This is a genomic window from Capnocytophaga sp. oral taxon 864, from assembly GCF_002998835.1.
In the GTDB taxonomy this organism is placed as follows: Bacteria; Bacteroidota; Bacteroidia; order Flavobacteriales; family Flavobacteriaceae; genus Capnocytophaga; species Capnocytophaga ochracea.
In genome coordinates this window covers 2544805-2569478 of the sequence record NZ_CP027232.1, presented here as the reverse complement: position 1 = coordinate 2569478, position 24674 = coordinate 2544805, and the positions used below count along the sequence as shown (strand labels likewise).

The following is a 24674-nucleotide window of genomic DNA, read 5'->3' as shown; positions in this document are numbered from 1 at the left end:
GGTAAGAGGTAAAAAATGAATACACCTTCAGCAAATTATACTATATACAACGCTTCGGCAGGGTCTGGAAAGACCTACAGTCTGGTGAAAGCCTATCTGAGAATTATTCTCGGCAGTAAGCAACCCGATTTGTTTAGGCAGTTACTCGCTATTACCTTTACCAATAAGGCGGTTTTTGAAATGAAGAATCGCATCATAGAGTTATTGGGGGTATTCAGTGAGGACAGAATGCTCACCCAACCTCACGCTATGTTTAGTGAATTAGCAAAGGAATTGAATCTCCCCGACGAAGAATTGAGAACGCGTTCGACTAAGGCTTTGGAGCATATACTGCACAACTACGCGGCTTTTAATATCAGTACTATCGATGGGTTCAATCACCAACTGATACGCCACTTTTCACAGGATTTGCATCTCAATCCTTTCTTTGAAGTACAGTTGGACAGCAAGGCTTTACTAGAGCGAGCGGTTGATAATTTGATGAATCAGGCAGGAAACGACCCCGAGCTTACCCAATTGCTCATCGATTTCGCCAATGAAAAGATAGAAGACGACAAGAGTTGGGATACTACTAAAGAATTATTAGGCGTAGCCGAAATGCTCACCAATGAGAACCATTACGAGCAATTACAATCGCTGAAAGACAAGGAAATACCTGATTTTCTAATTCTTAAAAATACCTTACTCAAACAACGCAACAATGCCCTGAAAAGCATTAAAACTTCTGCCCAAGACTTTATGCAACTGATGTGCGAGCACGGTTTGGATAAAGGCGCTTTTAATGGAGGACATTTATACAAATTCTTCGATAACCTCACTGCCGACAACTCTAAGGAGCCTTCGTGGGGCAGTGGTTGGCAAAACAATCTATTAGAAGGCGAACCTCTTTATTCTGGTTCAGCAGGTAAGAAATACGATACTGCCCTTATCGACAGTTTGCAAGAGACAATTGCCAACTTGTTTTTGGCTATCAAAGAGGCTTTTGGTGCCCTTGCCTTTGCGAACAACGCGCTGAGATACGTTGTACCTTTGGCTTTGCTCAACCGCATACAAAAAGAAATAGAGACCATTAAAGAAGAAGAAAACATCTTGCCTATATGGGAGTTCAACGGAGTGATTTCCTCAGAGCTCAGCAACCAGCCTGCACCTTTTATCTACGAACGTATAGGTGAGAAATTCCGCCACTATTTTATCGATGAGTTTCAAGACACCTCAGTACTGCAATGGCAAAACTTTATACCGCTTATCCTCAATGCAGTGCAAAGTGAGGTGAACAATAAGTGCGGGTCGGTATTACTTGTAGGCGATGCCAAACAATCGATTTACCGTTGGAGAGGAGGAAAAGCGGAACAGTTTATGAGTTTGTATAACAATGAAGTAAACCCTTTCCGCATCAAAGGAGAAGTAAAAGACCTCAATGAAAGCTTTCGCAGTTTAGAAGCCATTATCAATTTTAACAACCATTTTTTTAAGTTTGCAGCAGACCTTTTCCAAAGTGAGACCTACAAAGAACTTTACAAAAACTCTACACAGGAATATCCCAAAAACAAAAAAGACCAATCCTTACCCGAGGGCTATTTCAATCTTTCCTTTATAGAAGTTGGAGAAGAAGAAGTGCCTACAGAAGAAGACAATAGCAATGTTGTAGCACTTTCACCGCGCGAACGGAGTTATTGTGAAGCGATTTTAGAGAAAATAGAACACGCTAACCGAGCAGGGGCAGCCGATAAGGATATTACTATATTGGTGCGCACCAACCGCGAAGGAGCAGCCGTTGCCTCTTTCCTTTCAGAACAGCAAAGAAATGTGATTTCACCTGATTCACTATTGCTGAAAAACGTCGCATCGGTACAGTTTCTCGTCACCCTATTACGTCTGCTTTATCACCCTGAAAGTGAAGAACTCAAACTGCAATTGCTCTTTGATTATCTTCGTTTTAAAGAAACTAAAGACCCTCACCTATTCCTCAGCAAATATGTAGAGGAACCCGTAAATACTTTCCTTGCCGATTTTCACTTCTCTATAGAGCTGTTCAACCAATATTCTTTATACGAAGGAGTAGCTTTGGCGGTGAATTGTTTTGACCTCGCTCGCTCTTCCGATGCTTATCTCACTCACTTTATGGATATTGTATTCGATTTTAAGAATGCGCGCAAAGGAGGCTTATCCGATTTTCTGGAGTTTTGGGACGACCAGCAAGAAAAACTGAGTATCAGTTCGCCCGAAGGGTTAAACGCTATTACCGTGATGACGGTACACAAGAGCAAAGGGCTTTCTGCCCCCGTGATTATCTACGCTTTCGCCGATAGCAAACTCATCGATACACATACTGAAAAACTTTGGTTTCCCGTAGACCACGAGCAGTTTAACGGTTTTGACTATCTGCTGGTAAACAGCAATAAAAGCTTAGTGAATTACGACGCACAAGCCGAAGAGCTTATGATGCAACTACACGAACAAAACCTCCTCGACCAGCTAAATGTATTATATGTAGCGATGACGCGTCCCGAATCATTTCTTTATGTAATCACCTCACTCTCCAAAAGCAGTGCCGAGACTTATGGCACACTCTTTAAAGAGTTTTTAGAAGAAAACGGACAGTGGAATAGCGATATAGTGGAATATACCTTTGGAAGTGCTGTATTTCCTAAGAAGAAAGAGAAAGAAACTACAGAAGAATCACCTATTCCTTTCCAAAAAGGTTGGCAGTATCCGAACTACAAGATTGCGACAGGGGCTTCCCTGCTATGGGACACTCACCAACAAGAAGCCTTGGAGCGCGGCAACCTCATTCACGAGTTGTTCTCGAAAATCACTTACGCCACCGACCTCGACGCTGTGCTCAACGATGCACTACAAGAGGGCACACTCACTGCCGAACAATACGAGTTATTGCAACCTCAAATGGCACGATTGCTTAGCGACAGCACTTTAGCACCTTTCTTTAGCAAGGACTACGAATATTTTACCGAACGTGAATTTATAGACGCTAACGGCAACTATTTCCGCCCCGATAGACTCGCCTACAACCCAAGCAGTCGCGAAGTCTATATCATAGATTACAAAACCGGACAACCCAACGACCAATACCGCACCCAACTACAGCATTACCAACAAAACCTAACAGCCATAGGCTGGCAAGTAAAAGGAAAATATTTAGTGTATTTGGATTTAGGAGAAGTGGTAAAGATTTAGAAATATTAGTAATTAAATAGTTAGAAAAACAAAAAAAACTTTGTCAAAGTCCTTAAATTTTACGCTATCTGTTACTTGTTACCTGTTATCTGATAAAATTCTCCTCATCTCTTCTTTACCACTACGTCCCTCATATTGTGTAATAGAACGATTCCACCACGCACTATTGGGATGAGGTACACTCTTGGCTTTGCTAAGTAAGGCTGTAGCCCTTTCTGCTTGTGCCACCCGCACAAACGATTCGTAGGCTTTTTTACTCACGAAAACAATAAGGGCAGGCTGTAGCCGTTTTTCTAAGGCTACCAACTGTTGAAAGCTACGCACTTCTTCCTCCCAGCCGTTTATGACAATACTCTCTCCACACACCTCAGCCGGACGCAAAAAGTAATTACCAAAAGCTATGTACTCCAACGCTTGTGGATAATCTCCTTTGGCAAACACCTCGCCATAGACCTTGCCTATATTGCGGTAGATATTATAAAAGAAGACAAATGAAGAAGCTAGATACATCGGTTTGAAAAAAGCAAGATTTCACATTCAATATTAATCCTAACCAACCATTTCGGAAATCGCAACTTCGTGCGTCATTTCTGCTAGCTGAAGGTTATGTGTGTGAAAGTGTAGTCGGACCAACAACTATACAAAAGCTACGAATATACCTCCTGTGAAATCTTTGCTTGTAATTCTTTATTCAAATTAAACTTTGTCCAGCGAGTGAAAATATATTTTTGTTTTTTAGCAAAGCGTATTATCATCTGCTGGTCTTTTGTCTCAGTAATGCCCATCAATTTAAGAAGGCTTTGCTTGTATGTATCATCCACAAAGGGACAAGTCATCATATCCGCCGTGAGGATCGTAAGCTCCGCATTGCGTTTTCGTTCCGACTCCGCAACAAAACGATACTTTTTCGAAATCTCTTTTTTCAATAAGGACTTTTGTTCATCATAACACTTGTGGTTCGCATAGTAATACATTAGTATAATGCATGCGAATAGGTTATACTGCAATTCACTCTTCTCGATGAATGATTTGATAACTTTAGGTGCAAATAGATATGCAGATCCTAATTCTTTCGACAGAATAAACAAGTAGAGACTTTCATGCAATGTGTTTCGATGTGGATCTGTTGTAATCAGCACCAAGGCAATTTCATCCTGGATCTTCTTAAAGATAATATCCTTGCTTATCGTTTGGAATCTAATTTCTGGATTAGATTTGAAATCCCCACGCCGTTTTGCATAGATAACGATGGAATTCATTATCTTCTGCAATTTCAATGTAGTGTTTACCTGCCTGTTGCTATTGAATACGAAGAACGCCACATCAATTAGAGATACAAGATAGCTTGTAAGCTTCCTTTGTGCTCGTTGTGCCAGAAGCTCAACTTGCTCCTTATTAGTATCTTCTTTTGACATCAAGCGTTCATACTTCTTGAATCCCATTTCGTACCGATTGAGAAAACTATCAAGACGTTGACTCATTTTCTCAAGTAGATAGTTTGCTATATCACGATATTCGATTCCGCATTCCCTTACTATTGCTTTTATTTGAACATTTACACTATTTGCAGATAGATATATATTGAATTTTTTATTTAGTATTTCCCTATCTTTATCCCAATTCTCATTTTCGGCATCCTCATCTTTCTCTGTTCCCAAATTTGACTCTACTTCTTCCCAAAGTGGAATTGAAAATATATCATTAAGCAAATCTTCTATTCGCTGTTTGGCTATAGTCACCTTTGTTATGAAAGGTCTTTCAAACTCTTCTGTTTTAGAAGGACTAATTTGTAATTTGAATTCTTTCAACCATTTTGTTAGAGTTTCTATGAAGAGATCCCTATCTTTTTCGTCATTATAGAAGAGAAAATAGTCGTCAACGTACCTATAGCACTCATAGGTAGATTTCTGACAAAGATTTTTTTTAAATAATTCCTGTTCAACTTTCTGATCTATATACTGAAGTATTATCTCTGCAAAGATTCTAGAAAATTCTGGACCTATTACGATACCATTCGTTTCACGAGCATTAACGGACTGCATTAGATGATCAAACGCATCACCAACCCATGAACCATGATAGTTAGGCAAAACCTTCACCTTATCTACCCCCCCAGCAGTTGCCCAACTTATAGTGTGGGTGTAAATACTATCAAAACAGCTCTGAAGATCAAACTTCATAAGATGTTTGAACTTCTTTTCAGCTCGCTGATATCTATAGCCCTCGTAGAACTTATATATATTTGAATACTTCTCGTAACTGAAGTAAGTCTTCAAGTTCTCATATTCTTTGAAAAACAATTCAACTTTATCATTTTCATGACCAGACAACTTATGGTGAAGTCGGTCTCTATAGTAAAAGTATTGCGCTATTTTGTGTGGTTTGCGAAGAGAGTATTTACTCTGATTGCAAAGATAGAGTATAGAATACTTATATCGTTCATAAAACTCTACTACCTGCCATTGGTTATAAGGATGTATAATTGACAACGTTCTGTTCTTATTCGGCTTGTGGGCGATATTAAATTGATAGGGATAGAATAGAGCGTTATTCTTGTGTTTTAAATCACCTATTGGTTTATTATGATCATAACAACCAAAAAGTAATGCTACAAAAGCATTCACATCCTTTTCATCAGTTCGCTTCTTTTGTTTTAATAGTGTTTCTTTATTACCTCCTTTTTCACGAACCCATAGATATTTTGTGAGAAATCTGTATAAATACCTATTTGAAAAAATAATTGGACACTCGTAAGGCAAGACATCAGAAAAGAGGACTCGCTCTTTACTATAACTTAATTTTACCTTTTTTCTCTTTCTCATATCCACGATTGTTTAATCATTTGCAGTCTATTTTTCTTTATCTTATATCGTTTATGAGGTTTTTCAAAACCTTTGATAAAAGACACTTGCTTAAGCTGTTTCTTTAGGATTAGTTCAATCTGTGGCTGTTTAGTCCGAGCAACAGCTGCCTTACCATATAAAGATATTTGATTACATTTATGTTCAAGATACTTATCTAAGCCCTCCAAGCCTTCCTTATTATCTAACAATTGGTTAGAGTAAAATATACCAACTTTCACTCCCCGTTTGGCATTATACAGATTGATATTGCATGTCAATACATGTAATGCATCAAACAAATAATTAGCCGCAACATCGTAAGACATAGTATGCAATAAATTATCAAATTTCTCAAATGTCTTTGTTATACGATTTTGCATCCTATCCATTTTGCTCTTAGACAAAGAGAAAAAGCCTTGCATTTCTTTTTTTCCTTTGATAGACCGTATAGTATATCCTAAAAGATCAAATTTTAGACTCTTTTTATCATCAGAATCATATATATAGCATTTATCTGTTCCGTCCGCAGGCGTGTGAATTGTTAAACCATATTCAATATATGTATTTGTTAAAACATCGATATATTTATCCAATGACCACTGATGTTCATCATCTAAATCAGGATGTATGACAATAATAATATCATCTACATATCTTGCCATAAACACTATTCCTGGCAATTTATACCTAATCTTCTCATCTATCTTAGATAAATAGAACTCAGACAGTAGCGAGCTGATAGCACAACCTCTTGGAATACCCGTTTGTGGAGTTGTTATAACTGGGCGCCGGTTCTTGTCTTCAAACTCCTTTTGGATGAGTCCACGTAAGAGTTTCTTACTCTTTACATCAAGCAGATTGTTGCCCTCCAAATACTCAAACAACTTATTATGGGGTATTGACTCAAAACAATTACAAACATCAGTTCTAATGATATAGTATCTGCTTTTATCCTCTTTCAACAACATCTTTAACTGAGAAAGTATCTCATCACGACTTGACATAGAGATTTTAAATAATTTCTTCACATTTCTGCAAAGGGCTTGCATTGCAAAAAATTCTTCAGGTGTATCTCCTATAGAGTAAACAGGTTTTTGTGGATTTTCTGACGCATCTGGAGTGAGGGTGAAACGAAAACTACTTGATAAAATCTTTGAAGATACTTCGTTAAGATGCATTTGTAATAAGTCTTTCTGCTTCTGAGCATTATCCTTCATCAATTGCTTCAACTGATCAACCTGATTTGTTTCTTCCTCTGTACGCTCTGTCTTTTTTTTTCTCAATATCTCATTTAGTTTCTTTCTCATCTCACGATACTCTTGAGCAGCATCTAAATATTGAGAAGAAAGATATCTTTTCTGCATCTTTCCTTTCCTATTTACTGCATTAAACGCATCATTCAGCGAATCGTAATTATATGAGAAACTATATTGAGACATCTCTTTTGAGTTTATTTATTCATCTATTATTCAATTACTCTGATACCCTCTTTCGTTTTTTGGGTAGTTGTAGTACTCAGAAATTAAGTAAATTAACGAATAATAAATTGTGTATGCTTAATTCCTGGTTTATCTTTGCAACAGTCTTTATAGAATAGAGCTGAACCACATGGGCAAAATTCATCATCATTATATACTCTTTGTTTGGGTTGATAAGATTTTGTAACCTCATAATCCCAATCCTGAAAAGGTGTTAGCCACAATTTCATCAACTCTTGTAACCCACTATAGTCATAATTATCAATATGTTCCCCTTTCCCATTTGTCATGAAAAGTACAGTATATTTATGCTCAGGGTTTGGCACTATATCAATGCCTTTTAGTTCAAAATCTGTAACCTCCTTGCAACATATTTCTCCTTTATAAACTTTTCCTATCTTGTGTCCACAATTATATCTTGGTGATAGCTTTTGACCACAAATATTGCATTTTGCACTTTTGACCACCATCACTATGCTTGTAAATAGTCTATATGGGTATAGCTGCTGTAGCTTTTGAATGCGTTCCCTTATATTTTCCACAAGATTTTTGTCTTCAGGAAAATTTTTTATAAGAAAGTTAATTGCAATCTCTGCTTGTTCTGCCTGACACCAGGCTTTGAAATACTCACCCTTATGGAGTAGTTGAAATATTTCCTTATATTCAGCAAATATGAAAATACGGCTCTGAATTCTCCATAACATATTGGAAACTTGACAATTTCCTTGTAGTTGTTGTATATTCTTTTCATTTTCTACAACAGATAGTTCTTGCTTATAATCAATAGTATTAGAAGTCAAAAAAGCAAGATCATATTTATTCAGTTCAATGTCCATCCCAGATTTTTTTTATTTCTTTTGTTGCTTTAGTGAGTTCCTTAGCCTCTCCTTCAAATTTGAATGTCATTGACTTCCGTTGCTGGAGTGAATCTATGACTTCTATCTCAAATTCCACCTTAGTTGGAGATACAGATTCAACTACTCTATCTGTATCTAAATCATTACACGTTTTTTCATAAATGTACGCTCCGAGAACGCTGATAAAAAGAGGTAAGGCTAAATCCTTGACGATGATTTTACCTAGTCGCATTACATGTGAATTGAGTACTATTTCTTCATACTTATCATCGTCAACCAAAATCTCAATTTTCAACTTATTGTCCTTACAGAAGCGGAACAACTCATCTATATGCTGTGGAAAGACGTTTGGAGCATCGTTATATCCAAAAGGTACTATCAACACATCAGCAGAGACTGCTGATTCAGATATTGAATCACTAAGACCAATATCTGATATCAGTTTACTAATATCTGTACATCTATCTATTTGAGTCAGTTTCATATTCGATTATATTTATTCTCTAACTATTTTTATTATAATAATAGGGCAAAAATAACACTATTTATATAAATACCAAATTTTTCTTAAAATTTTAACTTATCTTTTTTCATTCGTAATTATCCAACGCTTGCTTGAGTCGCATTATAATATGCTCTCGATACCACTGTGGTTCAATCACTTGTACACGGTTACCCAACGATAATAACTTTTGGTCGAAATCGTAGGAGGGGGTAAGATGTAGGCGTATCACGAGCTCTTCAGCGTTGTCAGTAAGGATTTCTTGGGAGGGGTGCAAAGGGCGTACTTTGGCATAATTGCCTTGATGACGATCGAAACGGAGAATAATATCCTCAGGTGCATCGGGCAGAGCGATGATACCAAAGGCATTGCAAAAGTGTTCCTCTACATTAAAAGGTGTGGGGGTGAATGTTTTCTTGAGGATATCGAGTTCAGCAATGCGGTCAAGGGCAAAAACGCTTATAGCGGTTTCTTCGGCATTATTAACCATATCGCGCGCCAACAAATACCAATGATAATCGAATTCTTTTAGGGCATAGGGCTGCACTGTATGCGGTGTATGAGTGTTTTCACGAAACTTATGATAACTGAAGCTAATACGATGGTGGTTCTCAATAGCGTAGATAAGTCCATAGAGCCAGTTGAGTCCGCGTGTGGGGCGTTTTTCAAAGTGTATAAAATGCTTTTGATACGGGCTCTGGCGGAGGGCTTCTTGTAGCCAATCGTTTTCCATTTGAAGGTTTTGTTCTTCGCTCAGTTCACTCCAATCGATAGTATAGACATTGTTGGTGCGGTCGTACACCAATAATATATCGCGTTCACTAAGGAGGTCGCATTTGTCGCGTTCGAAGGTGCGTTCTTTGTAGTCGAAAGGAATATCTCTACTATCAAAACGGTGTTCTACATAATTTTTGATGTCGGCGAAAGAGGCTCCTTTTTCGCCTTTGTTTTTAAGGAGCTCCAATAAAAATTGGAAACGGAGGTATTTGTAGTTTGCCATAATGCTAACTTATTGATTTGTCAATTTGTCAATTTACCAATGAGCAAATTAGGTTTCACAGTGCAAAAATAGGGCGTTACTGTGACAAATCGTGTCAGTGTTGAGAAAAAATATATCCTTTCTTTGTTATTTGAACCAAAAACATTATCTTTGCCTTTGTTTATCACTGAGATATGAAACATATTGCTATTATTTTTATATTGCTTTGCCTTGGGGCGTGTAAGCACTCTAATCCTTATAAGGACACTACTATTGAATTGATGGAGGTAAAGTCTTTTCCGTTGGAGAAGATAAGCGTGCGAGCAATGGTGCTCTTAGATAAAAACGTGGCTTTTGCAGGCTCCGATGCTACCTTTGGTTTTATCAACACGCAAAACCAAACCATTGCGACTTCTAACTTGAAGAATCGCGGGGTGATTTCGGATTTCCGCGCGGTGGCAGCAACGACTCAGAACTTTTTTATGCTCTCTATCGGCAACCCTGCATTGCTCTACAAAGCAGAACAAAGTGGTATGGAAGAAGTGTATCGCGAGGAACACCCCGATATATTCTACGATGTATTGCGCTTTACGGACGACCAATTTGGCATCGCTATTGGCGACCCTATCGACAATCGCCTATCGGTAGTAACAACGCACAATGGCGGACAACAATGGACGAAACTCACGTGGTCACAATCACCCAAACTCGAAGAGGGTGAAAGTGTATTTGCCGCTAGCAACTCGGCTTTGGCGCACTATGGCAACAAACTATGGGTAGTAACAGGTGGCAGTAAGAGCAGAGTGTTGTTCTCGGACAACAAGGGCTATAAATGGCAAGACCTCGCTACCCTACCTCTCGCCCAAGGTTCGGCTACTCAAGGGGCTTTCACCATAGCTTTCTACAACGACCAGCAGGGTATTGTTCTCGGCGGCGATTACGAACAACCTACAGAGCGCAAAGGCTCTGGCGCACTCACTTTTGATGGGGGTAAAACTTGGCAGCCTATCGCGACCGACAAGGCTATTGGCTATGCCAGTTGTGTGCAATACATTCCTAATAGTGAGGGAAATGCTCTGGTGGCAACTTCGCCTAATGGTCTTTTCTTCTCTAACGACCAAGGTAGGAGTTGGCAACAACTTTCAGATAAAGTCTATCACGCGCTACTTTTTGTAGATGAGCAAACTATGGTTGCTTCGGGCAATGAGAAAATCACCCTTTTTAGAGTTGTAAAGAAATGATGATAAGTGAGGTAACGGCTTTGCGCAAAGCAGGTGACTTAGAAGAGGCGTTGCGCATCGCTCTTGAGGAATTTAAGGAAAACGATAGCAGTATCAACAAATATTCGTTGGGCTGGGTGTATTACGATTTTTGCAAGAGGGCAGTAGTCGAAAACGACTTAGACACTTTTCTGCAATATGTGCAAGCACTCAAAGACCTGCGTTTTAGCATTGAAGAAGTGCTCATCACTGACCAACTGCTTTGGCAATACGTGAAGTTCTTCGCACAGTTGCGCAAAACGGGAAAAATAGCGCTTATTGATGTGCTGTACGAGAATTTGAAAGGTATGTATTTCACGATGCCTTCAAAAGCGTTTTCTGCCTTAGCAGAGCAGTTGCACAAAGCGTATAAAGATCGTGAGGAATATTTGGAAGTAATTACTGACGTGATGCCGTTTCTGCGCGCTGAGGATTTTGCACCTAAGTCATACCAAGGTATACTTATAATGCCTTTGGCAGAGCAAATCTATATCGCTTATAGCAAACGTATATTAGAAAGTGGCGACAAAGAGATTATCGCCACCTTTATACCTATCTTGCATCAGTGGATTCAAGCGCACCCTGAATACAATTCGCTTATTTATTACTATGTGGAAATGTGCAATTTTGCCAATTTGCCAATGTGATAATTATCAATTGTTCATTGTTGAACATTGGTTGTAGAGTTCACGCCACGATGCTCCGCGTTTCTTCATTACATTTTCAAGGTATTCCTTCCACACCATTTTATCTTTATCTTCATCTTTTACTACAGCTCCTTGCAATCCTGATGCTAAATCTTCATCGGTAACAGTGCCGTTACCAAAACTGCCTGCTAATGCCATACTATTGGTGATAAGCGAAATAGCTTCTGCTGTAGAAATAACTCCGCTAGGAGATTTGAGTTTCTGTTTTTCGTCTAAAGTAGCTCCTTTGCGCAATTCGCGGAAAATAGTTACAATCTTCTCTATAGCTTCATTGCTTGGCAAGGCAGCTTTCAGTTTGTAGTTGTTAGAAATCTCGGCTACGCGCTTGGTTACGATAGATACTTCGGTTTCTAAAGTAGCAGGAGCTGGTAGCACGATGATGTTGAAACGTCTTTTAAGTGCCGAAGACATCTCGTTTACACCACGATCGCGGGTATTAGCTGTAGCAATAATAGAGAAACCGCGCTGAGCAGGTAATTCTTCACTGAGTTCTGGAATGGCAATATTCTTCTCCGATAGAATAGAAATCAGTGCGTCTTGTACTTCGGAGGCACAACGTGAAATCTCCTCAAAACGAGCGACAGTTCCTGTTTCCATCGCGCGATAAATAGGTGATTTAAGTAAGGCTTCGTGCGATGGCCCGTTAGCCAAGAGCATTGCGTAGTTCCACGAATAGCGAATGTGTTCTTCGCTGGTGCCCGCAGTACCTTGAATCACTTTGCCAGAATCACCACAAATGGCTGCTGTAAGGTTCTCGGAAAGCCACGATTTGGCGGTTCCTGGCTCGCCTATAAGCAGTAGAGAGCGGTCGGTAAGGAGTGTAGCAATAGCGATTTCCACCAAGCGGTTATGACCGATGTACTTAGGGGTAATCTCTACCCCGCTGGCAGTACCTCCAGTTACAAATTTCAGCACAGCTTTAGGCGACAATTGCCAGCCTATGGGCTTTTCTTGTTTTTTATCCTCTTCTTTTAAAGCCTCTAATTCTTTTGCATATAGTTGTTCCGCAGGAAGACGTAATACGTTTGACATAAGTTATATAATCCTCTCTCGCCCCCTCCCAAGGAAGAAAGAATGCAATATAAATAGTTAGAAAAATATATTATCCTACCCCCTCCCCTTGGGGGAGGGAAAGGGGTGGGGATTCTAATTAGCAAACGCGTGTTTGTAACCTTTTTGTTTATTCCAAGCTCCGCGAGTAAAATCAGGTATTTCTACAGGAGCACTGCCGTTTTCTAATGATAGTTTAGAAAGAGGAGCTAAGCAACACCATTCAGCAAGGTCATACACGTCCATATCCAAAGGCAAACCATTGCGCAAACAGTAGATGAGGCGATAGTCCATAATGAAATCCATACCTCCGTGACCACCCACTTCTTTGGCTTTAGTTTCCAATTCTCTAAGAATACGTGGTTTGTATTTTTCCATCATTGCTTTTTTAGCCTCTTCGGGCATAAAGCTGTGTGCCGAAAGATTTTCGTGGTTAGGCACTTCGTCTTTTGCTATACTTTCTGGTTGAATAAGATAACCTTCTATTGGATATTTATTCGCAAATCCATTCGTTCCAGTAAGTTGATACATACGTGAATATGGGCGTGGTGTTACCACATCGTGTTGTATTTGTATGGTTTTCCCTTTTTCAGTTTTAATCATTGTAATAGTAAGGTCGCCGTTTTGGAAGTTAGGATCTTCTTTGCCCATTACGCGTTTGTACACTTCTTTACCTCTAAAAGCGTGCGTATCAAATGAAACCAAATAGTTCATCTTGTCTCCTCGGTGAATATTAAGTGCTTGACATACAGGACCTATACCGTGCGTGGGGTATATATCTCCACGATTTTTAGCATTGTAGTCTAAACGCCAGTTGTTCCAATACTCAGTCCAAAAGTCGTCTAAGTTATGAATATAAGAGCCTTCGCCGTGAATCACTTCTCCCAAGAGGCCTTGTTGTGCCATATTAAGAGTAGTAATTTCAAAGTAGTCATACACGCAGTTCTCAAGCATCATACAGTGTAGGCGTTTCTTTTCACTCATATTAATCAATGTCCAAATCTGTTCCATATCAAGAGCTGCGGGCACTTCTATCGCCACGTGTTTACCGTGTTCCATAGCATAAAGCGCCATTGGTACGTGGTGTTTCCAGTCAGTTACTATGTACACGAGGTCTACATCTTTGCGCTCACATAGCGCTTTCCAAGCATTTTCATCACCTGTGTACTGGGCTACACGCTTATGCCCTGCTTTTTCAATTACTTGTTGCGCTTTTTCTACCATTTCAGGACGTATATCACAGATAGCTGTAACTTTCGCTCCGGGCACGTGCATATAACGTTCTACCGCACTATGTCCGCGCATTCCAAGACCGATGATTCCTATACGCACCGTATCCATTTTAGGTGTAGTAAGGTTTAGTACATCTGTTTGTCCAGCTGGACGAGGGGGGTAGTTACTTTAATTTGATAAGAACTTCTACTCTTATTCTCATTAGAAGTAGCTTGATTGCAGTTACAAGCCACAAAGCCAAGACATACAGCAATGCCTATGGCTACTTGATAGATTTTTTTAATCATAGCTGTGAATATTTTTAAAGGTTGATTATTAATGTGACAAAAGTAGCAAAAAAAATTAATAGTAACAAAAGAAAAGTAAAAAAGATTTATTTATCCACTCCTTTACAATTACTTTTCAGTACCTTTTTTACAAAAAAACGTTCACTCTTAACCATTCACTTTCAACTATTTATATACCCTTTCTATACCAATCGTCCAAGATTCGTATAAGCTTCCTATAAGCTTTCTATAAGCTAAACCTACCCTCCTTCCTACCAAAATTTGGCTGTGTAGTTCACACCTAATTTGTTAATTTGCTAATTAAAATAAGTTTCGTATCTTTGCGTTTTAAATGATAACAACCAAACAAATGGTATGGAAGAGTACATACTTACACTTGTAAATCAAACAAATAGAAATATTTTTCTCACAGGGAAAGCAGGAACAGGTAAAACTACTCTGCTACACAAAATCATCAATACTTGTTATAAAAATACGGTGGTAGTTGCCCCTACGGGTATTGCTGCTCTCAATGCTGGCGGGGTAACTATTCATTCGATGTTCCAACTCCCTTTCGCTTCTTTCTTACCAACACTGAGCAATCCCCCTATTGTGAATGAATTCTTGCGCTTTGAAAACCGATTTTCTTTGCGGAAACACTTCCAAATGCACAAAAATAAACAGCAGGTTATCCGCAATATGGAGTTGCTAATTGTAGATGAAGTGAGTATGCTCCGTGCCGATGTGCTCGATGCTATGGACTATATGTTGCAGTTTATCCGAAAAGACAAACGACCCTTCGGAGGCGTACAAGTACTCTTCATCGGCGATTTGTTACAGTTGCCCCCCGTAGTAAAACAAGAGGAATGGGAAGTGCTTAAACATTATTATAAAGGAATGTATTTCTTTCAGTCCGAAGTCATAACTCAAAATCCTTTGCTATATGTAGAACTCGAAACCATTTACCGACAAACCGATAAGCTGTTTATTTCCATTTTAAACCACTTGCGTGAAAACCAACTTACCTCTGAGGATATCAAACAGTTAGAAAAGTATGTACAGCCAGATTTCCCTAAAAAACACCTAAAAGATTACATCACCCTCACCACTCACAACGCCAAAGCCGATGCAATGAACCAACGCGAAATGAGTAAACTCTCTTCTCCCCTATTCTCTTACGAGGCTGATATTGTTGATGATTTTCCGGAATACCTCTACCCTATCGAAAAAGTCATTCAGCTAAAAGAAGGCGCAAGAGTAATGTTCATCAAAAATGACATTTCAGGAGAACATCTGTTTTTCAACGGAAAGATGGGTACAGTAGTCTCTCTTTCCGAAGGTGAAATTACCGTGAAATTAGACGGTGGAAGGGTCATAAACGTCGAACGCTACGAATGGGAAAACGTACGATATAAACTGAATGAAACAACCAAAGATATAGAAGAAGAGCGCCTGGGCTCGTTTACCCAATACCCATTGCGTTTGGCGTGGGCAATTACCATACACAAAAGTCAAGGGCTCACTTTCGAGAAAGCCATCTTAGATTTGGCAAGCGTATTTGCCTCAGGTCAAGCCTATGTAGCATTTTCGCGCCTGCGCTCGTTAGACGGCTTGATTTTGCTTTCCTCAGTAAGTGCTAATGGTATCAACAACAATGGTGAAGTGATAGGTTATGCCGAGAACAAAGCCTCCGAAAAAGAAGTACAAACCGCTTGTTATACAGGAAAAACCGAATTTTTGCAGGAGAATATTCTAAACACTTTCCAATGGAATACTCTTTTAGAAGAATGGGTGCTACACCGCAATAGTTATTCAGGTGAAATTGGCAATAAAAACCTATATAAAGATTGGGCATCACAGCAGTTGGTAAGAGTGCAAGAACTCGTTACCGTCTCCGAGAAATTCATCAAGCAACTCAAAACACTTTTCAATAATGCAACCGATGTTCAGCATATTTTCGAACGCGTAGCCAAAGGTATCACTTATTTTACACCGCTCTTAGAACAATTGTGGTATGAAGTGCTATTAGTTGAAGGAAAGATAGCTAATCAGAAAAAAGTCAAGCAATTTTTCACCGAACTAAAAGAGTTAGACAATAGCCTTTCCGAGACGCTAAAGAAGCTCTTCCGCTTAGAACAAATGATACAATTAGCACAATCCGACCAACCTTTTGATAAAGAAAAGATACATTCAGCCAAATTAGAAACTTTGTATACTGAACTCACCGGAAAAATTAATAATATTTTAAAGAACGAAAAACTCTTTATAGGCGAATATCCTCTCTCCAAAGATGATAAACCCAAGAAGGAAAAACGCTCTACTTATGATATTACACTCCAGCTTTGGAAAGAAGGCAAAACAGTAACCGAAATAGCCAAAGAGCGTACACTATCACAGGCTACTATCTATTCTCACATAGCCAAATGCATAGAACAAGACAAAATTGCTATTACTGAGGTACTTCCTGAGGAAACTATCAATGAACTGAATACAATTTTTAAAGAAAACGAAGAACTTACTACCCTGAAAAGTCTTTATGAAAAGACAGAAGAAAGATACAGTTGGGACGAATTGCGTTTATTCAGAGCCTACTTACTAAAAGAAGCTAAAAAAGCATAATAAAAAAGGGACTTCCTCAGAAGTCCCTTTTTTCATTTTTAAGTTATTAAAATCTATAAGTAACACCTGCTTTAAAACCTCCTGTTGCAAAAGAGTTGTGTTCTACAAATAACTCAGCATTCACACCGAAGTTTTCTGTAAAGAAGTAACGCCCTCCTGTTTGAAGACGCACTGCAAGCCCTGAGTCATATTCGGGATTATTATTGTACCAATTATCTCGGTCATTATTCCAATTGTAATATCCCAAACTTAAACCACCGTACAAATCTACGTTTGAAGGAAGTCTTCTTATAAGTTTATTGAAGTGGTAATTACTCGTAGCTAAAACACCTATATTATTGTATTTTACGCTATTGTAGTTTCTACCACGGTAAAATAACTCACCTCCTACAGTTATTCGGTCGTTAATTCCAACGTCCACTGAACCATATATCATAGCTCCTGGACCTGAAACACCAAGACCTCCATTAATTTGTACATCACCAGCCCCAAACGACTGTGCTGAAGCTACTCCTACACTGAGGAGTAATCCAAAAAGTAAAACGATTTTTCTCATAAATAATTACTATTAACTTGTTTTAATAATGCAAAGGTAATATTTTTATTGATAATAACAAAAAAAGACTACCTTAAAAATTAGGGTAGTCTTTTTAACACAGAAATATGTTTCTTATTTATTTTTGATTTAAAGGAGAACCTTCACGAGCAATATAAGTCAATTTCAAGGCATTAACATCTTGCAATTTCTCACGAATATCACTCACTAATCCCATATTGGTATCAGCATCTACTTTCAAAGCGGTCATAAATACATCTTTTAGTGCATCGCGTAAACCTTCTCTATAATTCAATATATAGTGGCTTACCTCCGAAACATCAATGAATTTATCGTTCACTTGGATTTTAGCGTTTACACCAAACTTAGCCTGATACTTAGGAAGTGGTTTCCCTGCATAAATGTACACAACTGGGTCTTTCTTGTCCAATTTTTGTACCTGGTCTGCCACTGGCAACTTATTTTGTACCATCAAATCACTGTCTTTAGATTCTGTTACTGTCATAAAGAAGAACAAAAGCATAAAGATGATATCTGGCAAAGAAGCCGTAGAAACAGCGGGCGTTTCGCCACTTTTCTTTTTTGTAAATTTTGACATATCCTTCTAATTTTAGTGTTTCTTAGGTGCTGTTTCAAGCAATTTTCTTGGGAATAGCTCCTGTAATTTCACGATTTTAGGTTCTAACGCATCTTTCCTGTCTTTAGGAGTACGAGCTGCGTTAAATTCTTCCTCTATCTGAACGTAAGGTACTTCGTTAGGGAACAAACGTCTGCGTTCACGCTCACGTAACTCATTATATGCCTTAATCAATTCATTTTGTACAGCTATATAAGTGTGATATGAAGTTTCACGGTCGTTGCGCAAAGAAATAACTGCTTTATCTGGGTTGTCAGATGATAGAGGGTCTCTTTTACCTTTACAGTAAGTACAAGAACCATCTCCATTGTTATCCAAGAAATTAAGCGCTGTTTCTTTTACGTCTTTAAGTTCCTTAACTTCGTTGTTTATTAACAACTGGTTGTACTTGTTCACTACCACTACCAATACGTTTTTCTCTTTTACTGGTGGAGGTGGTGGCGTATTTTCTTGTGGTTTAGGAGGTAACTTTACAGTAATCCCTGAGTTACTCTCAATAGTTGTTGTTACCAAAAAGAATATCAACAACAAGAAAGCAATATCAGCCATTGAACCTGCATTTACCTCGGGTGCGGAACGTTTTGCCATAATTTCTTATTTCATTAGTGCTTTTTTCACATTGGAAGCTATAAGAGCTACTACGGCTACCGCTACCAATATGTACAAAGCGATTAAACCTGTGCTTACCCATCTTCTTACAGATTCGCTGGCTTTCTTCACTTCGTCACTGGCATTAGCTTCTACAGCTCCTGATGAGAAGATATAAGCTAAAAGAAGAACTACCACAAATCCTCCTGTATAGATAAGCGTTTTCTTAAGTGCTTTTGGTGAAGCTAAAATGTTTTGTGCCGCTGATATGATTACTGCTAACAAAGCTATTCCTAAAAGAACATATGTGAGCACAAACAAAGCTTGCATAGTACCGTTATTGGGATCCTCTGCGTTTGTAAAGAAAGACAAAACAATCCATAGAACTACCCCAATTACGCCCAAAGCAAGAGCTCCATATTTTGCTATTTTATACATACTTAAAGTTGTTTAATGGGTGAATAAATTATTTCATTTTTCTTGCTACTAAAAGGTCTATCAATGAGATAGAAGCATCTTCCATATCATTTACGATAGCGTCGATTTTAGCAATGATGTAGTTGTAAAATACTTGTAGAATCATCGCTACAATCAAACCAAACACTGTAGTAAGCAAGGCAACCTTGATATCACCAGCAATCAATGATGCGTCCAAACCACCAGCTGAACTAATCTTATCGAACGCTTCAATCATACCAATTACCGTACCCATAAACCCTAACATCGGTGCAATAGCAATAAAGAGCGAAATCCAAGATACGTTCTTTTCTAATTGACCCATCTGTACACCTCCGTAAGATACTACTGATTTTTCAACCATATCAATACCTTCTGATGAACGGTCAAGACCTTGATAGAAAATAGATGCAACAGGACCTTTTGTATTACGGCACACTTCTTTAGCTGCCTCAATACCTTTGCTATCCAATGCCTCTTCAATATTGGCAATTAGCTTTTTAGAATTGGTAGTCGCCATATTGAGATAAATAATTCTCTCAATAGCTACTGCCAAACCAATAATCAAGCAGAGCAAGATTGGAGCCATATAGGCAGGACCCCCTTCAATGAAACGCTCTTTAAATACTTGGTGGAAGCCTTTGCTTTGTTGCATCGCTTCAGTTGCTTCCTGAGCGCTAACCATAGCCACGTTTAAAATTAACATTGCTACTAGAAGTAGCTTAGATGACATTTTTTTCATTTGTTTAATCTTTTTAAATTGTTAGTTAATAATTTAATGTTTAATAATTATTCTGTTTTTTTAGAAAGAAGCAGAGAGGAAGGGATTCGAACCCTCGATACGCTTGTGGCGTATATACACTTTCCAGGCGTACTCCTTCGACCACTCGGACACCTCTCTCTATGCTGTTTCTGAATGCCAAAGTAACAAATTATTTTTCTATCCCACAAGTTTTTTCTTAATTTTTTGCTAAATTTCTCCAGCTATATTTTCTTCAAACTTGATTTTGAATAGTTTATGAGAAATATTTTTTTTAAGCAAAAGCATCAATTTTGTGATTGCCGACTCGGTTGTGAGGTCTTTTCCGTCTATCACTCCCATCTTTTTGAGGGCTTCACTCGCTTCATATTTGCCCATCATCACACTACCTCCAGAACACTGGGTAACATTCACTATATGTATTTCTTTATCAATAGCACTCTGCAAACTCTCTACAAACCACGCATCGGTAGGAGCATTACCTGAACCGTAGGTTTCTAACACTACCCCTTTCAGATTTGGGATATTGAAAATACCATTCAGTATAGATGCAGTAATGCCTGGGAACATCTTGATAATCGCTACGTTAGTTTCAAAATCTTTCCACACTTCTAAATGTTGCTTTTGCTTACGGGGTAAAAGGTTCTCTTTCATTACCTTTAAATGTACACCACTTTCTACCAACAGCGGGTAGTTCAGCGAGGCAAAAGCTTGAAAGTGCTCGGCATTTATTTTGGTAGTGCGGTTACCTCGGTAGAGCTTGTACTCGAAATAGAGTCCTACTTCTTGTATCACCGGCTCGCCATTCTCTTTCAACGCTGCCAGCTGTATAGAGGTAATGAGGTTCTCTTTGGCATCGGTGCGCAAATCGCCTATCGGCAGTTGCGAACCGGTAAATATTACAGGTTTAGTAAGCCCTTGTAGCATAAAGCTTAAAGCCGAAGCCGAGTAGCTCATCGTATCACTGCCGTGCAACACTACAAAACCATCGTAGTGATTATACTCTCTTTCAATCACCTCAGCAATTTCAATCCAATGCTGGGGGTTCATATCCGAGGAGTCTATCACTTTCTCAAACGAGTGCACCGAGATTTCACAATCTAAGTGCGAGAGCTCAGGAATACGCTTGTAAAGATTATCAAACTCGAAAGCACGCAAGGCTCCTGTTTGGTAGTCCTTTATCATCCCGATAGTCCCCCCCGTATAGATGAGGAGCACTTTTGAATTATTGGTTTCCATCGAGTTTGTTCTTTACAGGATTAGCGTACATCTCTAAGAACTTCTTTTGTGAAAGGTCTTCAGAATTGCTTCGGTTGTTCATTCGGCGTTCAAAACGTCGAAAATCTTTTTCGTTGTAGTATTCCTTATATATAGAGGTGTCGTTCAGCAAATCATAAGCAATATAATTCGCAGGAAACAACTTGTACTGTTGATGAATAGCTCTGTCCAAACATTCAGCTAAGGCTTGCAATTGCTTGTTAAGATGCTGATGTATGGCTTCTATTGTGTCTATCTGGTCGTACAGCGGTTGTCCTACCGAAATATGCACACGCCCTTTTTGTCCCAACAAGCCTTGAATGATGTTTTCAAAATCCTCTTTTTTAGATTTCACGTATTCTACCCCGTTATGTTGGGCAATAAGAGCAGGCAACTTCAACAGATCAGTAGGGTCAAACTCATAGGAAATCGACATCGGTACTAAATTAAGTGTTTTCAGGTACTGCAAAGGTGATATATCTTCGGGAGCATTAAGGGTGAGCATCTTCAAAACCCCTTGCTGGGTACGGTCGTCGCCGTTCTTAGTACGCCCTTCTCGTTGCGCAATCCACACATTGCGATGCTCTTCTGTAATGCAGTGGTAAATATATTCCGATACCAATTTAGAATGCTCCAAAGCCTCTCGTGGGGGCAGACTCCTATATATAATAATATTTCTGTTGAGCATCGCCAATATCTTCAAATACTTTTTCCTAAGCAAATTGTCGCCCATCGCCGAAGCCGTCATCGAAAGGTGATTGTCGTATAGGGCAACGTTTAATAAGGAAGTATCTAAAACAATATCGCGGTGATTGGAAACAAATACATAAGCTTTGCGGGGGTCTAAACCGTCAAACCCATCACAGGTAAATTCCGAAATACTTTTCTCAATCGCCTTAGTAACCACTTGATACATTATATCCTCCTGAAAATCGGACACCTTTTGGCAAGCAAGCAGTCGTCGCTCTCGCTCCTCGGGAGTTTCATCAGGAAATGCATAAGCCATCATCGCTCGAATCAAAGGATTATCTTTAATTTGCGACAAGGCACGTGCTACTTCGTTGTCGTTAAACGGACGTATGGACTTGAAATAATCGGTCATTTCAGATACTCTATATTCTCTTGTTTTGGATAACGAAAGGCAAAGTAACGAAATATATTTGATAATACCTAATTAAATCTTAAATATATTTGTAGCATTTTCGTCAGTAAGGCGTATAATCTCGCTTTCGGGCAAAGCATATATATCCGATAATTTCTCTACAACTTTCACTATATAAGCACTTTCGTTGCGTTTCCCGCGGTAAGGTACTGGTGCCAAATAAGGTGAATCGGTTTCTAAAACGATATGCTGTAAATCTATATTTTTTAAAAACTGGTCTATCTTTCCGTTCTTAAAAGTTACCACTCCGCCAATACCTAAATGTAAGCCGTAGCCAATAGCGCGCTGAGCTTGCGCTTCTGTACCCGTAAAGCAGTGAAAAATGCCAAAAAGTTCGTCACTTTTTTCAGTTTCTAAAATCTCAAACACTTCGTCAAAAGCCTCTCGACAGTGAATAACAATAGGCAACTGATGTTTTTTAGCCAACTGTATTTGCCTTTGGAAAGCCTCTTGTTGCTCTTTGAGAAAAGTTTTATCCCAATAAAGGTCGATGCCTATTTCGCCAATAGCACAAAAGAAATGCGATTGCATCAAATTCTCAACGTGCGCAAGTTCCTCCTGATAGTTTTCTTTCACACTACAAGGGTGCAGACCGTTCATTAGGAAAACGTAGTCAGGATAATCGTTTTTCAGCTGAAACATTCGCTGGGTATAGCTCGCATCAATAGCTGGGATAAAACAACGGGTTACGCCAGCTGCTTTGGCTCGTGCGATCATCTCGGTACGGTCAGCGTCAAATTCTTCTGAATATAAGTGTGTATGTGTATCTATCATCAGTTGTTAGCCGTTAGTGTTTAGTAGTTATTTACAATTATATAGGTTAAATACATCACAAGTGCAACTCCTAATAGCCTATATTTCTATAATCTTTCTTCACCTTATCTTCGGTATAGATTCGTCATTTGTTCGTCTTTCCTTCGTCTTTTGTTCGTCCTTTAGCCACTGTAGACCCACTGTAGACCCACTCTTCGTTCACCTTCCCTTCGTCTTTTGTTCGTCATTCGTTATTCCTGTACTTCCCTTTTACCTTTTACCTAAATAAAACGCTACTGCCGATGTTACAAACCTCTCAAAAGCCTCGGTTACTTGAGGAGCGTTCTTGGTGGTGAGGGCAAACGGACTCATATGGGTATACGGATAAGGAAAATCTTCTATTTGTACCTCTATATTGATATTTCTGTAGCCTCCTTTAAGGGTGTTGAGTGCCTCAATAGGAGGTGTTACCTCGTCCTTCTCCAATACTAAAGCTTTGATTTGCTTCTCCAACTGCAAAAAGCGCTGTTCACGTTCTTTCTGGTAATAGTTGTAGCGCAACATCGTTTTGAACCAACCTTCACCAAAATGAAGGTTACTGTCTTGATAATGTCTTAGGCGGTCGTCGTTCTTGAAATTGGTGCTGAGCAGTTCGGCAAAGGTTTTCTGCATTGTTATCGCTGCACGTCCGTCCATTATGTATTTAGAGATGGGGAACATACGGTCGATAGTCATACCTCCGCAGAAGCAAAAGAGCTTGGAATTAGTAAAATAGTCTTTGGGATTTGCCATCATCAATATTACAGAAAGGAAAGAACCTATGGAATACCCAAAGAGGTCTACCGTAGCCGTAGGTGCAATGGTAGGGAGCAAGCCCGCTTTCAGGTCGGTGATGAGCTGTACTATGTCGTTATACGTTTGCAAACCCGACCAAAAGAGACGTTGAGGAAAGGCATCTAAACGCGTAGAAGTCGCCGCATTCACATAAGAGGTTTCCGAATTATCCGGAAACTCATTCATACGCTTTTGTGCAATAATGTACATTTCTTGGCGAGAGCTCCATCGCTCAGGGGCACGACTCATATGGAAGGCTATTGGAAAGAGCATTACTGCCTTACCTGTTTGTGTTGCCAATCCATAAGCCCACGGTAAGTATTTATCCCATTTCTTTTCGTTCAGTCCGTGGAATACAATAATCACCCCTTCAGCTTTTGGAGTACCCAAAGGTTGTATTATATGATACTGAAAATGAATATTACAATCCACATCATAGTCAGCCCAATGGAGGTCGTCTTGCGCATCATTAAGCTGAGAAGGAAACGATAAGTTATGTTCTTGACAAAACAAATGCGGACTTCCTGGCAAGTAATACTTAGCCCCTTCGGAGAAGAAGCTATTATGCAAAATACGAATACCCAGCTCGGGTAATTCGGTATCACGCTGGGTATCGAAAACTGTTTTTAGTTTTTTGTATAATTCGCAATATTCCATATTTTTATAAATTAGAAAATTAGCAA

Annotated in this window: 20 protein-coding genes, 1 tRNA gene and 1 pseudogene; 4 read left to right on the top strand and 18 right to left on the bottom strand. The window is 39.1% G+C overall.

Going from position 1 to position 24674, the window contains the following annotated elements; translation table 11 throughout:
* Positions 1-15 precede the first annotated feature (15 nt).
* Entirely contained in the window at positions 16-3195 is a 3180-nt protein-coding gene (locus tag C3V44_RS11495) for an exodeoxyribonuclease V subunit beta (protein WP_106096555.1), read from the top strand.
* Positions 3196-3273: 78 nt separating this feature from the next.
* Here C3V44_RS11495 and C3V44_RS11490 read toward each other — a convergent pair whose 3' ends face one another.
* The 6 genes from C3V44_RS11490 to C3V44_RS11465 form a co-directional block, all read right to left on the bottom strand.
* Positions 3274-3705: a hypothetical protein gene (locus C3V44_RS11490; RefSeq protein WP_254425439.1), complete on the bottom strand. Its 432-nt coding sequence runs from the start codon at positions 3703-3705 to the stop codon at positions 3274-3276.
* Between the two features lie 137 nt (positions 3706-3842).
* Positions 3843-6017 carry an antiviral reverse transcriptase Drt3b gene (gene drt3b / locus C3V44_RS11485; protein WP_217351578.1) on the bottom strand — a complete coding sequence of 725 codons (2175 nt, stop codon included), beginning with the start codon at positions 6015-6017 and terminating at the stop codon, positions 3843-3845.
* Entirely contained in the window at positions 6014-7402 is a 1389-nt protein-coding gene (gene drt3a / locus C3V44_RS11480; protein WP_217351577.1) for an antiviral reverse transcriptase Drt3a, read from the bottom strand. The genes drt3b and drt3a overlap by 4 nt, the downstream gene beginning before the upstream one ends.
* A gap of 167 nt (positions 7403-7569) precedes the next feature.
* Positions 7570-8352, bottom strand: coding sequence for a hypothetical protein (locus C3V44_RS11475; protein WP_106096552.1), 783 nt, complete (start codon positions 8350-8352; stop codon positions 7570-7572).
* Positions 8342-8857 (bottom strand): hypothetical protein, encoded by a 516-nt coding sequence (locus C3V44_RS11470; protein WP_106096551.1) that lies wholly within the window; start codon positions 8855-8857, stop codon positions 8342-8344. Before C3V44_RS11470 ends, C3V44_RS11475 begins: the two co-directional genes overlap by 11 nt.
* A 106-nt stretch (positions 8858-8963) precedes the next feature.
* The gene (locus C3V44_RS11465) at positions 8964-9875 is read right to left on the bottom strand and encodes a YafY family protein (RefSeq protein WP_106096550.1); all 912 of its coding nucleotides are present in this window, start codon (positions 9873-9875) and stop codon (positions 8964-8966) included.
* Positions 9876-10048: 173 nt separating this feature from the next.
* Here C3V44_RS11465 and C3V44_RS11460 point away from each other — a divergent pair, with 173 nt between their 5' ends.
* Together C3V44_RS11460 and C3V44_RS11455 are read left to right on the top strand one after the other, a co-directional pair.
* Positions 10049-11095 carry a hypothetical protein gene (locus tag C3V44_RS11460; RefSeq protein WP_106096549.1) on the top strand — a complete coding sequence of 349 codons (1047 nt, stop codon included), beginning with the start codon at positions 10049-10051 and terminating at the stop codon, positions 11093-11095.
* The gene (locus C3V44_RS11455; protein WP_106096548.1) at positions 11092-11760 is read left to right on the top strand and encodes a hypothetical protein; all 669 of its coding nucleotides are present in this window, start codon (positions 11092-11094) and stop codon (positions 11758-11760) included. Before C3V44_RS11460 ends, C3V44_RS11455 begins: the two co-directional genes overlap by 4 nt.
* 6 nt (positions 11761-11766) lie before the next feature.
* On the opposite strand, the gene C3V44_RS11450 is transcribed toward C3V44_RS11455, so the two are convergent.
* Both C3V44_RS11450 and C3V44_RS11445 read right to left on the bottom strand, forming a co-directional pair.
* A complete protein-coding gene (locus tag C3V44_RS11450; RefSeq protein ID WP_106096547.1) occupies positions 11767-12852 on the bottom strand; it encodes an AAA family ATPase in 1086 nt (361 codons plus the stop codon).
* Between the two features lie 114 nt (positions 12853-12966).
* Positions 12967-14390, bottom strand: a pseudogene (locus tag C3V44_RS11445) (Gfo/Idh/MocA family protein).
* Positions 14391-14744: 354 nt separating this feature from the next.
* On the opposite strand from C3V44_RS11445, the gene C3V44_RS11440 reads away from it, so the two are divergent.
* Entirely contained in the window at positions 14745-16988 is a 2244-nt protein-coding gene (locus tag C3V44_RS11440) for a helix-turn-helix domain-containing protein (protein ID WP_106096546.1), read from the top strand.
* 46 nt (positions 16989-17034) lie between these two features.
* Here C3V44_RS11440 and C3V44_RS11435 read toward each other — a convergent pair whose 3' ends face one another.
* The 10 genes from C3V44_RS11435 to C3V44_RS11390 form a co-directional block, all read right to left on the bottom strand.
* Positions 17035-17544 (bottom strand): outer membrane beta-barrel protein, encoded by a 510-nt coding sequence (locus C3V44_RS11435; protein WP_106096545.1) that lies wholly within the window; start codon positions 17542-17544, stop codon positions 17035-17037.
* 118 nt (positions 17545-17662) lie between these two features.
* The gene (locus C3V44_RS11430; RefSeq protein WP_002673265.1) at positions 17663-18142 is read right to left on the bottom strand and encodes a biopolymer transporter ExbD; all 480 of its coding nucleotides are present in this window, start codon (positions 18140-18142) and stop codon (positions 17663-17665) included.
* A 12-nt stretch (positions 18143-18154) separates the two neighbouring features.
* The gene (locus tag C3V44_RS11425) at positions 18155-18769 is read right to left on the bottom strand and encodes a biopolymer transporter ExbD (protein ID WP_002673266.1); all 615 of its coding nucleotides are present in this window, start codon (positions 18767-18769) and stop codon (positions 18155-18157) included.
* 6 nt (positions 18770-18775) lie between these two features.
* Positions 18776-19207, bottom strand: coding sequence for a hypothetical protein (locus C3V44_RS11420; RefSeq protein WP_009410901.1), 432 nt, complete (start codon positions 19205-19207; stop codon positions 18776-18778).
* Between the two features lie 28 nt (positions 19208-19235).
* The gene (locus C3V44_RS11415) at positions 19236-19967 is read right to left on the bottom strand and encodes a MotA/TolQ/ExbB proton channel family protein (RefSeq protein ID WP_106096544.1); all 732 of its coding nucleotides are present in this window, start codon (positions 19965-19967) and stop codon (positions 19236-19238) included.
* 71 nt (positions 19968-20038) lie between these two features.
* Positions 20039-20126 (bottom strand) — tRNA-Ser (locus C3V44_RS11410).
* Between the two features lie 69 nt (positions 20127-20195).
* Entirely contained in the window at positions 20196-21224 is a 1029-nt protein-coding gene (locus C3V44_RS11405; protein ID WP_106096543.1) for an asparaginase, read from the bottom strand.
* A complete protein-coding gene (locus tag C3V44_RS11400) occupies positions 21211-22344 on the bottom strand; it encodes a 1-acyl-sn-glycerol-3-phosphate acyltransferase (protein ID WP_106096542.1) in 1134 nt (377 codons plus the stop codon). Before C3V44_RS11400 ends, C3V44_RS11405 begins: the two co-directional genes overlap by 14 nt.
* A 72-nt stretch (positions 22345-22416) precedes the next feature.
* Positions 22417-23178, bottom strand: coding sequence for a TatD family hydrolase (locus tag C3V44_RS11395; protein ID WP_106096541.1), 762 nt, complete (start codon positions 23176-23178; stop codon positions 22417-22419).
* 249 nt (positions 23179-23427) lie between these two features.
* Entirely contained in the window at positions 23428-24648 is a 1221-nt protein-coding gene (locus C3V44_RS11390) for a DUF6051 family protein (protein ID WP_106096540.1), read from the bottom strand.
* Positions 24649-24674 lie beyond the last annotated feature (26 nt).

What these genes read in the sequence shown, in the direction of transcription:
- C3V44_RS11495 (WP_106096555.1), top strand. Translation starts at nt 16, where the DNA reads ATGAATACACCTTCAGCAAATTATACTATATACAACGCTTCGGCAGGG.
- C3V44_RS11490 (WP_254425439.1), bottom strand. Translation starts at nt 3,705, where the DNA reads ATGTATCTAGCTTCTTCATTTGTCTTCTTTTATAATATCTACCGCAAT.
- drt3b (WP_217351578.1), bottom strand. Translation starts at nt 6,017, where the DNA reads ATGAGAAAGAGAAAAAAGGTAAAATTAAGTTATAGTAAAGAGCGAGTC.
- drt3a (WP_217351577.1), bottom strand. Translation starts at nt 7,402, where the DNA reads ATGCAGAAAAGATATCTTTCTTCTCAATATTTAGATGCTGCTCAAGAG.
- C3V44_RS11475 (WP_106096552.1), bottom strand. Translation starts at nt 8,352, where the DNA reads ATGGACATTGAACTGAATAAATATGATCTTGCTTTTTTGACTTCTAAT.
- C3V44_RS11470 (WP_106096551.1), bottom strand. Translation starts at nt 8,857, where the DNA reads ATGAAACTGACTCAAATAGATAGATGTACAGATATTAGTAAACTGATA.
- C3V44_RS11465 (WP_106096550.1), bottom strand. Translation starts at nt 9,875, where the DNA reads ATGGCAAACTACAAATACCTCCGTTTCCAATTTTTATTGGAGCTCCTT.
- C3V44_RS11460 (WP_106096549.1), top strand. Translation starts at nt 10,049, where the DNA reads ATGAAACATATTGCTATTATTTTTATATTGCTTTGCCTTGGGGCGTGT.
- C3V44_RS11455 (WP_106096548.1), top strand. Translation starts at nt 11,092, where the DNA reads ATGATGATAAGTGAGGTAACGGCTTTGCGCAAAGCAGGTGACTTAGAA.
- C3V44_RS11450 (WP_106096547.1), bottom strand. Translation starts at nt 12,852, where the DNA reads ATGTCAAACGTATTACGTCTTCCTGCGGAACAACTATATGCAAAAGAA.
- C3V44_RS11440 (WP_106096546.1), top strand. Translation starts at nt 14,745, where the DNA reads ATGGAAGAGTACATACTTACACTTGTAAATCAAACAAATAGAAATATT.
- C3V44_RS11435 (WP_106096545.1), bottom strand. Translation starts at nt 17,544, where the DNA reads ATGAGAAAAATCGTTTTACTTTTTGGATTACTCCTCAGTGTAGGAGTA.
- C3V44_RS11430 (WP_002673265.1), bottom strand. Translation starts at nt 18,142, where the DNA reads ATGTCAAAATTTACAAAAAAGAAAAGTGGCGAAACGCCCGCTGTTTCT.
- C3V44_RS11425 (WP_002673266.1), bottom strand. Translation starts at nt 18,769, where the DNA reads ATGGCAAAACGTTCCGCACCCGAGGTAAATGCAGGTTCAATGGCTGAT.
- C3V44_RS11420 (WP_009410901.1), bottom strand. Translation starts at nt 19,207, where the DNA reads ATGTATAAAATAGCAAAATATGGAGCTCTTGCTTTGGGCGTAATTGGG.
- C3V44_RS11415 (WP_106096544.1), bottom strand. Translation starts at nt 19,967, where the DNA reads ATGAAAAAAATGTCATCTAAGCTACTTCTAGTAGCAATGTTAATTTTA.
- C3V44_RS11405 (WP_106096543.1), bottom strand. Translation starts at nt 21,224, where the DNA reads ATGGAAACCAATAATTCAAAAGTGCTCCTCATCTATACGGGGGGGACT.
- C3V44_RS11400 (WP_106096542.1), bottom strand. Translation starts at nt 22,344, where the DNA reads ATGACCGATTATTTCAAGTCCATACGTCCGTTTAACGACAACGAAGTA.
- C3V44_RS11395 (WP_106096541.1), bottom strand. Translation starts at nt 23,178, where the DNA reads ATGATAGATACACATACACACTTATATTCAGAAGAATTTGACGCTGAC.
- C3V44_RS11390 (WP_106096540.1), bottom strand. Translation starts at nt 24,648, where the DNA reads ATGGAATATTGCGAATTATACAAAAAACTAAAAACAGTTTTCGATACC.